This is a genomic window from Rufibacter roseolus, from assembly GCF_017916365.1.
Classification (GTDB): Bacteria; Bacteroidota; Bacteroidia; order Cytophagales; family Hymenobacteraceae; genus Nibribacter; species Nibribacter roseolus.
Genome location: NZ_JAFMSU010000002.1, coordinates 1,084,638 through 1,100,274 on the forward strand (window position 1 = coordinate 1,084,638; position 15,637 = coordinate 1,100,274).

General features: G+C 44.6%; 13 protein-coding genes. 10 read left to right on the forward strand and 3 right to left on the reverse strand.

What is annotated here, in order from left to right; all coding sequences use genetic code 11:
* Positions 1-154 precede the first annotated feature (154 nt).
* Positions 155-2,746: a TonB-dependent receptor gene (locus J3P35_RS13505; protein ID WP_394371292.1), complete on the forward strand. Its 2,592-nt coding sequence runs from the start codon at positions 155-157 to the stop codon at positions 2,744-2,746.
* A 15-nt stretch (positions 2,747-2,761) separates the two neighbouring features.
* Here the strand turns inward: J3P35_RS13505 and J3P35_RS13510 are convergent, their stop codons facing one another.
* On the reverse strand, positions 2,762-4,243 hold the full coding sequence (locus J3P35_RS13510) for a hypothetical protein (protein ID WP_210465107.1): 1,482 nt from the start codon (positions 4,241-4,243) through the stop codon (positions 2,762-2,764).
* A gap of 268 nt (positions 4,244-4,511) precedes the next feature.
* Between J3P35_RS13510 and J3P35_RS13515 the strand changes: the two genes are divergently transcribed.
* From J3P35_RS13515 to J3P35_RS13530, 4 genes are all read left to right on the forward strand, one after another.
* On the forward strand, positions 4,512-4,739 hold the full coding sequence (locus J3P35_RS13515) for a hypothetical protein (protein WP_210465108.1): 228 nt from the start codon (positions 4,512-4,514) through the stop codon (positions 4,737-4,739).
* A 306-nt stretch (positions 4,740-5,045) separates the two neighbouring features.
* A complete protein-coding gene (locus J3P35_RS13520; protein ID WP_210465109.1) occupies positions 5,046-6,587 on the forward strand; it encodes an ABC transporter substrate-binding protein in 1,542 nt (513 codons plus the stop codon).
* Between the two features lie 576 nt (positions 6,588-7,163).
* Entirely contained in the window at positions 7,164-7,949 is a 786-nt protein-coding gene (locus tag J3P35_RS13525; protein WP_210465110.1) for an ABC transporter permease, read from the forward strand.
* A 35-nt stretch (positions 7,950-7,984) separates the two neighbouring features.
* Entirely contained in the window at positions 7,985-9,013 is a 1,029-nt protein-coding gene (locus J3P35_RS13530; protein ID WP_210465111.1) for an ABC transporter permease, read from the forward strand.
* 687 nt (positions 9,014-9,700) lie between these two features.
* Here J3P35_RS13530 and J3P35_RS13535 read toward each other — a convergent pair.
* Positions 9,701-10,150: a hypothetical protein gene (locus J3P35_RS13535; protein WP_210465112.1), complete on the reverse strand. Its 450-nt coding sequence runs from the start codon at positions 10,148-10,150 to the stop codon at positions 9,701-9,703.
* 173 nt (positions 10,151-10,323) lie between these two features.
* Positions 10,324-10,668: a hypothetical protein gene (locus J3P35_RS13540; RefSeq protein WP_210465113.1), complete on the reverse strand. Its 345-nt coding sequence runs from the start codon at positions 10,666-10,668 to the stop codon at positions 10,324-10,326.
* Positions 10,669-11,267: 599 nt separating this feature from the next.
* Here J3P35_RS13540 and J3P35_RS13545 point away from each other — a divergent pair.
* The 5 genes from J3P35_RS13545 (at position 11,268) to J3P35_RS13565 (ending at position 15,600) form a co-directional block, all read left to right on the forward strand.
* A complete protein-coding gene (locus tag J3P35_RS13545) occupies positions 11,268-12,836 on the forward strand; it encodes a glycoside hydrolase family 31 protein (RefSeq protein WP_210465114.1) in 1,569 nt (522 codons plus the stop codon).
* Positions 12,837-12,969: 133 nt separating this feature from the next.
* On the forward strand, positions 12,970-13,341 hold the full coding sequence (locus J3P35_RS13550) for a nuclear transport factor 2 family protein (protein WP_210465115.1): 372 nt from the start codon (positions 12,970-12,972) through the stop codon (positions 13,339-13,341).
* A 901-nt stretch (positions 13,342-14,242) separates the two neighbouring features.
* Complete coding sequence (locus tag J3P35_RS13555) at positions 14,243-14,866, forward strand: hypothetical protein (protein ID WP_210465116.1); 624 nt, start codon at positions 14,243-14,245, stop codon at positions 14,864-14,866.
* A gap of 67 nt (positions 14,867-14,933) precedes the next feature.
* A complete protein-coding gene (locus tag J3P35_RS13560) occupies positions 14,934-15,182 on the forward strand; it encodes a winged helix-turn-helix domain-containing protein (RefSeq protein ID WP_246850301.1) in 249 nt (82 codons plus the stop codon).
* Positions 15,183-15,264: 82 nt separating this feature from the next.
* Complete coding sequence (locus J3P35_RS13565) at positions 15,265-15,600, forward strand: potassium transporter KefB (RefSeq protein WP_210465118.1); 336 nt, start codon at positions 15,265-15,267, stop codon at positions 15,598-15,600.
* Positions 15,601-15,637 lie beyond the last annotated feature (37 nt).

The window sequence follows — 15,637 nt, forward strand, 5'->3', positions numbered from 1 at the left end:
TAAATATTCTTGAAATGTGGAAATTAGCGATAAAGTACATTTCCATTGCAGACCTTCCTGAACTTTCAAAATACTGGCTTTGCTTAGACATCTACCCATATTTCTATGCGCCATATTCCTGATCCTTTCTTCCCCGAGGTCAGTAGCGCAGAATTTGCCGGCGGAGGTCTCCGTTTCATTTAATTACCAAGGTAAACCACTGGACCAGGTGCTTCAGGATCTGCAAAAGCGTTATTCCTTGAATTTCTCCTACAGCAACAGCCAACTGCCGCTCAACACCCCTATTACTTGCGCGGCCAATTCCCTTGGTTTAGAAAAAGCGCTGCAAACCTTATGCAGATGTGCCGATCTTTACTTTCAGATTATAGGAGAGCAGATTGTTTTAAAGCCCAGAAATGCCGTCGCTAGTTCCTCCAGCCCCTTACCAGTCTATACCCAAACCATAAGGGGCACCGTCATTGATGCAGGGTTGAGAACCCCTTTGATTGGAGCAACGGTTATGCTTCTTTCCGTAGAGCCCAAAAAGGCAGTGAGTACGGGCATAGATGGCACCTTTACGCTAGAGAAAATTCCCATAGGAAGACACTTCCTTAAGGTTACCTATCTGGGTTACAAAGAAGGCGAGATCTCCAACGTGATGGTGGTGTCTGGAAAGGAAACAATCGTGCAGGTACAACTGGAGGAAAGCTTTATTCAGCAGGCCGAGGTGGTAGTGGTGGCAGAACGGGACAAAACGCTGCCCCAGAACCTTCTTATCTCCTCCAGCGTGCACACGCTTAGAACAGAGGAAATCAATCGGTTTGCCGGGTCCCGCCAGGATCCCAGCCGCATGGCGGCCAATTACGCCGGAGTCTCCAGCGCCTCTGACCAACGCAATGACCTTATCGTAAGGGGTAATTCTCCTTTGGGCGTTCTCTGGCGCCTGGAAGGCGTTGAAATCCCTAACCCCAACCACTTCACCTTCACTCCTAACACTGGTGGGGCCTTTAGCATGCTCAACAACAACCTGTTGGCCAACTCAGACTTCCTGACCGGCGCCTTCCCGGCCGAATACGGGAACCGGATAGGAGCAGTAATGGATGTGCGCCTGCGGGAGGGAAACAACAAGAAAGTAGAGAATACCATCCAGGTGGGCCTGAACGGAATGGAGGTTGTTACCGAAGGACCACTGGTGAAGAAATGGGGTGGATCTTTTCTGGGCAGCATGCGGCTGTTCACCTTCCGGCCGCTGGAGAAGATTGGCGTAAGCATGGGCTACGAAGGGCTACCCAGGTACCAGGACGGCGCCTTTAAATTCGTGCTGCCAACCCCTAAAGCGGGCAAGTTTACGGCCTGGGGAATTGCGGGCAGTAGCAGCGTCACCATCTATGACATAGACCCGGACACCACCACCTGGGGAAAGGTTAGGTACCGGCTTGAACCCACACTGTATAACCAGATGTACGCCTTTGGGGTGCATCATACTTATTCTAACATTCCTAAAACAGTAACCGAGCTTATTATCTCTGCCTCTGGCAGCCAGGTGGAGGCCACCAGTATCGCAAATTACCGGAATCGTACCTCCAGGCTGTTTTATTACCTGCGCAACTTTGAGAAACAGCTGATTACCCGGTTTAATGTCACCCATAAGCCAAATCACCGGGTTCTTTTCAAAGGCGGCTTAACTTGGCAGAAGATGTATTACAACAACCAGGAGATCATGTACCAGGACCAAAGGGATGTGTATGAGATTCCGCTGGATGCCAATGGCGCTGCCTCGCTTTTACAAGCCTATCTCCTATCTAAAATTTCCCTCACCAATCGTTTGGATTTACAGGCCGGGCTCTACAGCCAAAGGTTTTCTATTGGAGACAGAATATCAGTAGAACCCAGGCTATCTCTGGATTACTTTATCTCCGATGCCCAAAAGGTTTACCTCTCTGCCGGCTTGCACAGTCAAACCCAACCCTTGGTGTATTATGAATACCGCTTCTTTTCACAGGAAAAGCCCGAATTCAACCAACCCTACAACCAACTGGACTTCACCAGAAGCCGCCAGGTAGTACTTGGCTATAACCAAAATATCAATAACAGTTGGCGCTTGAAAGCCGAAACGTACTATCAATACCATTACAAAGTACCGGTTAGTAAGCGTGAAGGGGAAGAAGCTTTCTCCATGCTTAATCTCGGCACCGATTATAGTTTTGTGACAGTTGATAGCGTGGTAAGTACCGGTACAGGCAAAAACTATGGGCTGGAACTAACGGCAGAACGGTTCCTCAAAAAAGGAATCTATGCTTTGGGCAATGTATCCTTTCTCAGGTCTTCCTTTACCGGTGGAGATGGCCAAAAAAGACCAACGGCATTCAGTATAGGTTTTATATCTAATTTTTTGATTGGCAAGGAGTTCCATTTAGACCAAGCCAACCGGCACCATTTATCATTAGATCTAAGGGTAAATTATGCCGGCGGAAGAAGATATATTCCCATTGATGAAATCAGAACCAAAAACGAGGAAACCGATAAGATTTACTACGACGTAGCCAATGCCTATCACCCAAGGTTAAGAAGATATTTCAGAACTGATCTAAGGCTATCTTACCAACTAAACACCCAGAAAACCACCCATTGGATTTTTGCCGCGGCAGATAACTTAACCAACCGTAAAAACGAACTGTATTATGGTTGGGACCTGGAACAGAATGAAGCCAAAACTTACTACCAATTGGGCATTTACCCCTACCTGGGCTATAGAGTTCAGTTCTAAAATAAAACTGTGTATTTATTTTACATATAAGGCTGACCTCTTAATCCTTTCCAAAATAAATTCCCACAAATGCTCATAGGGAATGATTTCAATCTCGGCATAAGCATCACCAGGCGTGGGTGTTTTTTGCAATTTGTGGTATAAATAATGGCCTTTTTTATGGGTTGTAGAATATTCAAAATTTGACCTAACTAACACCGTTAAGAGCTTAAAGAAAATACGGCTACGCTCGCTAAAACTGTCTTTAAAATGGTGTTGGGCATATTTTTTTAAAGAATCTACTCTATACTCCAAGGCTTCAAAATCAACAATTTCAAGGTAGTACATTACCTGAAGAATAAGAATGGCAACGTTGAATCCTTCTTTGTCTTTACTGTAAGATGGTGCGTTTTGCACCAAAATTTTCCATTTTAGAGGGCTTTCTTTCTGAGGGGCAATAAACTGCAAATAGGCTTCCAACAAGGTCCATCTTTCCTGCGCCAATTTGTTTATCTTCTTTATAAAAGGGTTTTCCTGTACCTGGTGCAGCAACATATGTGCCACCTCATATTTCTTGGCGTGTATGGCTAATAAGGTATAGTTCTCCATGTAAGCGAACCAGTTATTGCTGGAAGTGGAGAATAAAGGAAGGTAAGTATTGGCCAGAATCAATCCTTCTTCCAATTTCTTGGCTCTTAGGTGGGCGTATACCTGAATAAATTTATTAAATCTTATATCTATACGGTTAGCTACAAACTTGTACTCCTGAAGCACCTTTTCTGACATGTTAGTTACCAGAACAATTTTGTCAAAATCACCGGTTAATTCATGCGACCAGATAGATAGCCGGTAATAGTTATGAAATGTCTCAAAAGTGAGGGCTTGCTGCCATAATGATAACATTTTATCCAGGACTTCATCAATTTTTTTAAGGTAATTTTTTCTTGCTACTACAGAGTTGCTTAGCTCAATATTAGCTTGCAAAAAAAGCAATTCAGACTCCTGGTCAGCAGTCACTTTAGGAGCTAACTCATTCAGTTGTTTAAGAGCTTTATAAAAGAATGTTTTCTCTTTTAAGTTAACACAAGACTGGAGAATAAGCCTTAAGCAAATTGAGGAAATATAATTAAAATCGTATTCTACTGTTTTAGCCAATACCTGCTTTAAAAGCGGAAGGGCAATATCGTTACCTCCAGCATCCATCAACACCCTTGCCTGGTAAAACTTGGCTAAACAATTCTGCTCTACAGAATGAGAAGCCGGCAATCCCTCTCTCCTATCATCCATGAGAAAAAGCTGATTCATTAACTTTTTTCTCAATCTTGATTTAATCATTTTCAAGCCATCTCTCTCATCATTATCTCCGTAAAGTATAGCTTTTGCTGATTCCTCATCTGTAATATTGCCTTTCACCACTTCCAGATAAAGTCGCTTCTCTTTGGAATTGTTCGTAAAAATCTGAGGAGAAATACCTCCTCTCTTTTCTATTATGCGTATAATTTTTTTCAGTTCCTCCATCTACTTAATTCAAGTGAATCTTATGATTATTAAGACCCTATTTTTTGAATAATTGCAATCTATCTATAAATCGTAAAATATATTTTGCTTTGAATCTTAAGGTTCTTTTAAGATCAAATAAGCTAAATACATTTATATTAAAAAGAACTTCTATGTTTATTCATATTTTTTATAATTTTTTTTATAGTTAATTAAAGGTTTATTGTTTCCTTTATTTCCGGAGTGTCTTCAGCCTACATTTGTTTTATACTTTAATCCTAAAAACGTCATGGTAGAATTACTTATCGCTCTGCTCTTACAACTCTCAGTTTTAACAGGAAACAATCCTGCGGAAAAAAAAGAAAAAGATAGCAACAAAACCAATTCCACAACTTCTACTACCACCTCTACTTATACTACCCAGACAACCACCAGTACTACAACTACAGGAGGTACTGGCACAGGTTCAGGGGAAACCGGTTATGGCGGATCCGGAACTTGGGATACCAGAGACTAAGTACTTCTTTACAGATATAAAAGATAGATTAACCTCTATCTTTATGAGTTCAGTCATTGGGCTAAGGCTATTTGAGGCAAGTTTTGTAATATTGAGCGTGGCGTATGCCTGTACTTCTTGCTCTATATGAAAAAATACTGCGCAAAGAGCCTTAGCTTACTTTTTTTATGGCTTTCAGCTTGCTCTTCTCCCTCCAAGGAACCAACCATAAAAGTAAGGTTTGCCCAAGACCCGGAGTCATTGCACCCGTTAAGTTATGGCAATGCCCCTGCGCTTCAGATTCTCAATTATATCTACCAAAGCCTATTGACAGTTGATTTAGAGAACAACTCCATTCAACCGCTTTTGGCTGCAGACCTGCCCAGCATTAGGCGGGAAGATTCCCTTTCTTACTTTACGTTTACCATCAGGCCAGAGGCGCAGTGGGACAATGGCTCTCCAGTGACGGCACAGGACGTGGCGTTTTCCCTTAAGATGCTGCACAGCCCCTTATTAGACAATGAGCGGTGGCGGGGGCAATATGATTTTATCAAAGACATTCAATTCTCAAAAAACAACCCTAAAACCTTCACCCTTATCTGCTCAGGATATACCCCTGAGATGAAATTGATGACGGGGGACTTTTTTGTGCTTCCAGCGCATCAGTTTGACCCGAACGGGATATTGGCTTCCGTTCCCTATGCGTTGATCAGGCAAAAATTTGACTCTCTGTCTAACACGGCCACCTTTAAAGCCTTTGCCTCTACCATAAACCAGCCCGGTATGGCAAGGGATACAGCCCTGGTAAAAGGAAGTGGTCCATATATGCTCAACAAATGGAGCACGGGCCAATCTCTGGTCTTAGAAAAAAAGAAAGCATGGTGGGGAAACAAGGCAATGGCCCAAGCTCCTGTGCTGAGAGCAAATCCCTCCCGCATCCTGTTTCAGGTTTTACCAGATAACGCTGCAGCCTTGCTGGCTTTGAAGTCTCAGGCCCTGGATGTCATGGACAATATCCCATTAGTCACCTTTCAGGAAATGAAACGGGACGAAAAATACCAGCAGGTCTACAACTTCTATTCCCCTACCTCCTTTGATTTTGTTTATATGGGGGTAAACGGGCAGAATGCCAAACTGGAAAATCGATTGACCAGGCAAGCTTTAGCTCATTTGCTTAATGTTCCTCAGATTATCTCATCTGTACAGGGCGGCCTAGCTACACCAACAGTGGGTTTGGTGCACCCCCAGGAAAAAAACTTCTATAACGCCGAACTGCCTTTGGTCAAGTATGACCAGGAGAAAGCCAGGGCTCTGTTGCAGGCGGCCGGTTGGCAGCAAACCTCCTCTGGATGGCAGCAAAAAATCAATGGCAGGCCACAAACCCTTACACTAGAGTTACTGTATAGGGCCGGAAATTCTGACTTTGAAAACATGAGTTTGCTTTTCCAGCAGAATGCTAAGTCTCTGGGGATACCGGTTACGCTTCAAGCGCTGGAAAGCAGCCAAATCAGTGAAAGGCTGGAGAGCAGGCAATTTGATGTTTATTTAAGGACTTTAGTGGGAACCCCGTTCTCCTACAACCTTATTCCTATTCTGCACACCTCCAATGCCAATGAGGGCGGCGCCAATGTAACCGGATTTGGTAACGCTGAAACTGACCTACTTCTAGAAAAGATTGCCGTGGAAGAACACACGGCAGAGAAAGCACTTTTACTTAAATCGCTGCAAAAAGCCATGCAGGAGGAAAGCAACCTTATCCCGCTTTACTTCCAGCAAAATAAAATTGCGGTGTCAAAAAAATTAGATTCTGTCATCATCTCTGGCTTGAAACCAGGTTATGATCTGACCAAAGCTACCTTCAAGAAATAAACAGGGATGGCATTGCGGAATGTAGCTTTTCAGGTACTGAAATTTGCCTTTTCGCTGTGGCTTACCGCCTCTATTGTGTTCATGATGGCTCGTTTGCTGCCGGCCGGCCATGGGCCCAAAGGAATGAATGAAATTGACCAGGCCACCTATGGTGCTGCGGATGCCGCTTCCCGAAGCAGCCTTAGAGCAGACTACCAAAGGAGAACTGGCCTGGACAAGCCACTCTTTTACTTTAAAGTAAAACTCCAGGGCCAGAGGTTAGCGGATCAGTTAAAACCTTCCGCCGCCGACCAGCCTTGGGTCAACAAAGCAGTTTTAAGGCACGGCCTCCCGGAGGCCTCCAGATTCTACCACGTTTGGCAACAATGGCTACCCCAAGCACCTGGGCAAAAGAGCCCCCTGTTAAAAAAGTTACTCTACTGGACTTCTCTTGATGCCTCTCTTGACCGCAAATCCCTGGAAAAAGAAATAGCCAGTTTATTACGAGCATTACCAAAGGCAAACGCACGGCCGCTTCTCAACGCGTGGCAAAATTTGGTTGCCCAACCAGCCCCCTTTCTTTATTACCTTCCAACCTTGGAATGGCAAGGCCGAGACAATATCTACCACCATTGGCTAACCCAACTTCTGCATGGCAACCTTGGTACTTCTACCCAGGACTATGAACTGGTCACTACCAAAATAAAGGAAAGCGCTGCCGTTACCATTGCTTTAGGGACGTTAGGGCTTACCGCTGCGCTTTTAGTTTCTTTCTTTGCCGGTCTTTACTTCACCAAGAATCCGGTTAGCACCTTCACTTTTCTATTAAGGCAATTTCTGTTTGTCCTTGACAGTATCCCTGCCTTTCTCATTGCCCTCTCTTTGTTAGGGGTATTTTTGCTGGTGGGCGGTTCTGTTTATCCTTCTTTGGAAACTGATGGTAACAATGGATTATGGGCTTCCATGGCTTCCCCTTCTATCTTGCTGGGGAGCCTTTGCGTGTCACTACTGATAATACCGCACCTAACGCTGCAATTCCACCAGAGTCTAGTCTCCCAAACATCTGCCCTGTACCAACGCACCGCCCTGGCAAAAGGGCTTACTTTTCAAAAAACGCTCTTAAAACATCTTTTACCCAATGCCCTGCTTCCTAGCATTACCTTATTGAGCGAAGTAATCATTGGTCTCATGGCTGGTATTCTAGTGGTGGAAATAACGTTTTCCTTACCTGGCATTGGCAGCCTGTTAACGCAATCCATTCTAACCCCAGATTACCCTGTACTGGTAGGGCTAACCCTCACACTCTTAACCTTCCGGTTGGTGGTAGTAGGGCTTACTGAGCTGGTGTACGGTTGGGTGGACCCAAGAATGAGAAACAACTAAAGGGCGTCATGGGGAGATCTAAAACAAATAGCCCAATGTCTCTGGCGGAAAAGGCATCCTTAACCTGGTTGTTGATTTTCACGGTAGCGGCCCTTCTTTCCCAAATTCTGGTTTTACGGGGTGAGCAGGTGGTGGCCATACCAGAGCAAGCCTACCTCCCACCTTTCACCACGTTTGAACATCTCCTGGGCACCGACGGATTAGGAAGGGACGTTTTGTTTTACTTGTTTCTTAGTTGCCGCACAGCGTGGCTATTAGCCATTCCACCCTTAGTTCTTGCCTCTTTGATTGGCGTCGGCTTGGGGACTATAGCCGCTATAGCAGGAAATCACGGCTGGAGAATACCGTTGGTAAGGTTCTTTGCCTTGGTTTTACTTTTATCGGTTTACGGCATCTTGTATCCTGTCACACATTTTTGGCCTGTTTTTGCAGAATCAGCGCTAATCCGATGGATTTATTACGGCAGCAGTTTTCCTTTGCTCTACCTTCTGCTGACCAAAGAAGGTTTTCCTGCAAACTCCGGGAATAGGAGATACATCACATTAGCTGTGGATGATTGGCTACAGAAGATCATCAATATCTGGTCGGCGCTACCGAAGTTGCTTTTACTGTTGCTGCTTACGGCCTTCACCCCTTTTTCTTTGGGCACCCTGTTAGGTTGGATCTGTGCAACCTATTGGGTGCTACCAGCCCGCATTGCCAGAGCCAACGTTCTTCTGCTAAAAAAAGATTCTTACTATGAATCAGCCCTGGCATTGGGCATACCTTTCTACCGGGTTTTTACCAATTACCTTTTGCCTTCCTTAAAAGGACCCATTTTAACAAACTTCTGCTTTGCTGCTTCGGGATTGCTGGGGGTTGGTTCAACTTTGGCGTACCTGGGAATTGGCATTCCGGCGGATGTACCTTCCTGGGGTAAAATGCTAGCTAACGCGCGCTTCTCCATTGAAGCTTGGTGGCTTTTAGCTTTCCCGGCCACTTTTCTCCTCGCCAGTATCTTTAGCCTTCAGGTTTTAGGCAACAATATAACTGTCCAAAGTAGGCACAAATCTGTTACAAAATAGAGGTTTTTACGCCGAAATTTTTCCTGTCATTTAAGCTAAAGCAGGCTATTATCAACCCTACACCACTTAATTACATTTTTTTGTCCTATTTCATAGGCTATACTTTATAGTTATATAATCTGCAATAGTTTCCTATTTCCGCAGCATGAGACCCTCTATCATTGTACCATATTAAAAGAGCAAATGAAGATGGACATCTTAGGGTTACGGAGTAAAAACAGTTCTCAGAACCAGGTAAGCCTGCAAGTAAGCTTACAGGCTTCTAAGAAGCCCGGTGGGCAAACCAGCCAAACTGTTTTTAGCAAAACCTCAATCTCTGCCTCTTCCTCTGCAAAAAATATAATGGAATTCTCTACCACTACCTTGTCTGAAGGCTTTGTTCTGGACGGATTCTTTTTAGGAACCTTTGAATTTGATTCCCTTACAGGACACCCTGGAATACGCTATTAGTTTTTGAGTTGTCTTCCGTAGCCCCCCATGCGGAAGTTAGTTTCTTGTTTCAGTTTTTTTGTTGTTTGTCTGTTTGCCTGCCGACTTGTCACCGGCAGGCATTTTTTTGCCTTACCCTCCAGTAGGCGCAAATCAACAAACACAACCTTTTGCTTTTCCCCTCCCTCTTTTTAGTAATTGGCTGTTTTAAGCTTCTTTGGGAAAAACATGCTATAAACTTCGCTCAAGGATTTAATCTCAAACTGCACCATCCGGATAAATCCAGAAAAGGGCACTTGTGTAATCAGTGAAGACTTCGTGTTCAATGACGCCTTTTGACTCATATTGCTCTTTACCTTGATCAGTGAACTCAGTGTTCGCTACCAAAGCTGGGTAGTAGTCGGCGCAAACCACGCCCAGTTTCAGGATAGAGGATTTAGAGGCTTCGGTGGTCCACTCGGTAATCACCCATTCTTTTTCCTCGGGACTGATGATATAAAGCTGCAAATCATCAATGATCCAGTTCTTGATCTGGTACTGGTTTGTTAACTCAAGCCCCTTCCAGAAGCCTACTTTTCGCTCTTCCAATGAAATCTGGCGCTTCCATTCCAATACAAGTAAGGACCGCGATTCAAAAAGGAGAATGGACACAAAGTCATTGTCAAAGGCCGGTGGTGGAATCTCCTTAAAAGGTAATTTGTCTATCATTGCCTAATTGTTTGAGATTTGGACAAACGCTATTGCTGTTTTTGGGGGATCAGAAGGGGCTTTCAGTTATAGCCTTTTAGCAGGTTATTTACCCTAGTTTACTAAAAACGCCCCTAAAACCAAAAACGCAGCAGGGTATGAAAGTGAGAATGAAACTATACAATTCATGCTAGCTAGACCTGGCATGGCAATTCTAATTGGGATAGCAGCCGGAGAAACACTTTACGGGTGTCATGAAAAGCCTTCAGGTATGAATACGTATCCTGCTTAGGGGAAGAAGTTATGGAGCAAGCCTCGTACTGCAGAAGGTCTACTTGCCAGGAAGCTTCCTGAAGAAACGCTTGGTCCAGGTTGAATCCTTCCAGATGGGTCAGCAAGAATCGAAAACTGAGCGCCAACAGAATAACCCCTTCAACGGAGTCTCCCCGGCTAAACTCCTCCCTCCTGAAGCCAGCCTGCAGTTTCAGGATTATGATGTGCTGGTATGTAAACGGACCGTCCTGCATAATTCTACCCACAATTGAATTTTTCTAACTTCCTGCATTTTAAGCAAAGCAGAAAACAAGAAGGAGATAAAACGCTGGGCGAAAGCAAATGGCCGTTGAATCTAAGGATACTCTGGCCGAACAAATAGGCTTCACCTCTCTCCTTTGTCCGTTTACAAGAAAGGTAGCGGCACCTGGCTTAACCGTTTCATTCTTGCTTGACCAGAGGCTAGGTCACATCTATTTAATTTTCCGCCCAATTGTATCATTCCCTTAAAGCAGACACTTTACTTATGGTTGTATTCTATCAACAATGTCTATATAAATGGCCCACTTGATTTTTAACCCTGTTTTTAGCTTGAGTTGGCGGCTCCTTTATAATAGGGCAAATTGTTTACGTCTATCGAATTCGTTTAAACAGACAACCTAATCCATTAGAGAAGCATCTAGGAAATTGTATATTGGCTTCAAGTACTTAGGGCAATCTTTATAAAAGTGTTTGTTCTTGCTCAAATAAAGTCAAAAAGGTAATTGATGATGAATTGCTATTGAAGAAGCCCTTGGGTTTTACTCAAGCATCATCATCGGCTATATACCCATTACAACAATTCATTTCATAACGGCTTCACACCATGAAAATACTTTGTCTGGTTTTAGGGCTCTTTTTAGCAATATCGGCGTATTCTCAAGACAAGACCGAGATCAAATTCCAGAAAGGGGAAGCATGGTACGTAGGCATAATTGACAAAGGCCATTTGATGCCCCTGATTAAAGGCTTCGGCTTTGACATGGTGAAAGCCAACACGTATAATCAACTTCAACCACTTTTCATCTCCAGCAAGGGACGCTACCTTTTCAACGAGGAACCTGTGGCCTTTGTGGTGAATGATAATAGTATTGAAATTGAAGGAAGAGGCAATCTTATAGTGCAGACCGCGGGCAAAACACTGAAAGAAGCTTATAGAGAGGTGGCTTCCAAACACTTTTCCTTCAAAGGCCAGGTACCTCATCCAGATTTGTTCCGAACCCCCCAGTATAACACCTGGATAGAACTGACCTACAATCAAAACCAAAAGGATGTGCTGGGTTATGCCCAATCCATGCTTAAGAACGGCATGCCACCCGGAGTTATCATGATTGATGATACTTGGCAGCATGACTACGGGGTATGGGAGTTTGACGCGAATAAGTTTCCTGACCCCAAAGCCATGATGGACACCCTCCATAGCCTGGGGTTCAAGGTGATGCTTTGGGTTTGCCCGTTTGTGAGCCCAGACTCCCGTGAATACCGGCAATTAACCCAGACAGGTGGCTTGCTATTGGATAGCGAGGGCACAAAACCTATGATGGTGGATTGGTGGAACGGCATAAGCGCCGTCATAGACCTGAGCCACCCAAACGGGGCCAAGTGGTTCAAAGGCAGATTAGATTACCTGCAAAACAAGTATGGCGTGGATGGCTTTAAGTTCGATGCTGGTGATATCCGGTTTTACAACGATGGGAAATCATACGGCAACATTTCTCCGCACCAACAGAGCATGCTGTTTAATAAGCTGGGGATAGATTACCCGCTGAACGAGTACAGGGCGGCCTGGAAAGTTGGCGGCGAACCGCTGGCGCAACGCCTGGCAGACAAAGCCCACAACTGGGAGGATTTACAGAAATTGATTCCCCAGATTACACTGCAGGGGCTAATGGGTTACCCTTTCTCCTGCCCAGATATGATTGGCGGCGGGGAGTTCGGTTCCTTTCTGGACTTAAAGCAAATTGACCAGGAGCTCATCGTCAGGTCGGCCCAGTGCCATGCCTTTATGCCCATGATGCAGTTCTCTGTAAACCCATTCCGGATTCTGGACCAGAAGCACGAGAAGGCAGTGAAAGAAGCCGTTGTTCTACGCCAGAAATTTGTACCCATGATTATGGAGGTGGTAAAATCAGCCGCTCAAAAGGGTGAGCCAGTGGTACGCATGATGGAGTACGAATTCCCAAACCAAGGCTTTGAGAAGATCAATGATCAGTTTATGTTAGGAAATACCTATTTGATTGCCCCTATCCTGACCAAAGGTGCAGCCTCACGCAAGATAGCCTTACCCCAAGGCCAATGGCAAGACCAGCACGGCAAAATATGGAAAGGAAATAGAACCATAGACTACCCTGCCGGTCTGGAAACCATCCCCTATTTCACCCGGGTAAAAAACTAAGGAGATCCTTCTTGCTTTGCATACTCCTTATGGACTATCGCGAGTAACAATAACTACCTCGCCGTTCCACAACCTTTACTGAGGCGAAACCAGAATTGAATTCTATTGGATTGTAAAACCAAAATAACTGGCAATGATGATAAGCAAAACTGAAATCTTAGGAATGGAGGAAAGACTCATTGAAGGAATAAAAGGCAGCGACATCAAGTTCCTAGAAAAATCCCTCCACAAAGACCTGCTGTTCCTGGCCCCCAATGGCCAAATCATTACCAAAGAAATGGACCTGGCCTCTCACCGGGCCGGCGAAATGGAAGTAGAGCAGCTAATCCCGACCTTTGAGCAAGTAAGAATCATTGGTGATACTGCTCTTGTGGTGGTGGTCTATGATACAAAAGGCACCATGTTGGGGAACCCAATTCAAGGAAAATTCCGCTACTTCAGGGTTTGGAAACAATTCCCCGATGGCTTGAAAGTAATGGGTGGCAGTTGCATTAAACTTGATTAAACCTGAATGCCATTTTACCCAAATCTTTAATCTTGGTTTGCTCCCGACTAACCAATGAAATAATGACCAAGCCTGCGAATTGCAGGCCTGCATTGGTTACATCCGGAATGAAGGTTATTGAAGAATTACCCTACTTCAGGTGGAAGGTCAAACTTAGCCTATTTTAGCTGCCTTCCTTATAATGGGAAACCTGAGTGATGAAGGCAAAAGCCAAAAAAGCAACAGCTTTTTCATAGGATTCCCTAAAAAGGAGTATTTATCAAGGATAATCGAGTATTTACCCCTTCAACTTTCCTTCCGCAATCCCATATAAATAGTGATTATTAGTTGTTTTATTTTATGGGCAAATCTGAAAAAGTGCTTGAGGGTGACCTTCTATTTAAGCGGATCGTGGAAATGGTGGAATTGCACTACTTGTTACAACCTTTCAATGTGTACACTTACCTAGGAAAAGATGGATTGGTGAGATTTGACGACCAGCACTTCATAGGTGACCGAAACAAGTACGCCATCACAGTAATTAGCTACTTTTTGCAGCGGTAAAGGCAAATTTACAATCATGGGCTACATCCGCTTCATTTCTATAATTTCTATGTAGTGTATAGCTCACCAGGATTTCAAATAGCCTTCACAAAGCAGCGTATCGTTAAAAAGACTGCTTACCAGAAGGATTCTTCCTTGAGTTCTGCTGACCACCTTGCCTAATATCCGCGTTTTAAGGTCAATTCTGCAAAAGTGTTGCACTCTGGCAACTCTACACCTTAATCAGTCACTACTATCGTACCTGATTCACCCACTAAGGTACGGTAGTGGCTATTGACCATGTTCTACAACCAATCTTTTAAAAAACACTTGCGAAGAAAAAATATTTGAGTAACTTTGAAACGCAAAGTACTTTAACATGAACCAGCAGCAAGAGCAACTAGAAACCCTGCATGAGATCCGGAACATCATGGATCGTTCTTCCCGCTTTATCTCGCTCAGCGGATTGTCCGGTGTATTTCCAGGTCTGTTGGCACTTGCGGGAGCGGCTGTGGTGAAGTGGTACTTTAGTCAGCGTAATATCAACTATTATGATGACCTGGGCCGCTCTTTCACCCGCCAGGACATTCTCTTCCTCTTAGGTACTGCGACTGCCGTGCTTTTCCTAGGTATTTGTACGGCCACTTATTTTACGGTCCGGAATGCGCGTAGAAAAAACCATCGGGTTTGGGACAGCCAATCCAGGAGACTGGCTGTAAACCTGGCCATTCCGTTGGCCGCCGGCGGGGTATTTTGCGCTGTCCTGATTTACCATAACCTGTTGTATTTGGTGGCTCCGGCCATGCTGGTATTTTATGGATTGGCCTTATTGAATGGCAGTAAGTACACCATAAGTGACATCCGTTACCTGGGTATCATTGAGATTGTGCTTGGCCTAGTGGCCAGCTTCTTTGTGAGTTATGGGCTGCTGTCCTGGACCATAGGATTTGGCATGCTGCACATAGTGTATGGCGCGCTAGTGTATTTTAAGTACGAACGCTAGCAGACCAGTGAAGAACTATTTAGAGAACATAAACAAAGCCTTTGAGAGCAAGGCACGGTTGGGCATTATGTCAGTGCTGATGGTAGAGGACAAAGTTGACTTCAGCACCCTCAAGGATACCCTGCAGTTAACCGACGGAAATTTGGCCAGTCACTTGCGGGCCCTGGAGGAAGCCGAGTACCTGCGCGTGGAAAAGCAGTTTGTGGGCCGTAAACCCCAGACCACCTACCATGCCACAGATGGTGGACGACAGGCCTTCAAAAGCCATTTAGATGCGCTGGAGAAACTCATTTTGAGCAATCGGCAGGGAAGCTAATTTTTTTTGCGCCTAAACTTTGTATTTCAAAGTACTTTAACAAACCTTAAATAATAGTTTAAACCTTAGAAGCCATAGTATCATGACAACTCAGAACAATTTAACAGCCCAGCCCAACCATTCGGTATCCATTATGAAGCCCGTGCTGATTGGGGCCGCCATTGCCTTACTAGTCATCTCCTTTTTTGTATTTGGTGTGGATTACCCAAATCCGGCCTGGGGAAAGTACTGGATGATAAAACCGCTCATCATCACTCCGTTGGCGGGTGCCACGGGTGGGGCCTTTTACGCTTTTATGGCTTACCAGAGCTCCCGGGGTTTTAACAGAACCTTGGCCATTCTCCTAAGCATTGTGGTCTATTTGATAGGACTATGGCTTGGAACCGTTTTAGGCCTAGCAGGAACTATGTGGAATTAGAAGCAGATGAATTCAGGTTGCGGTTTTACAAGGCTGC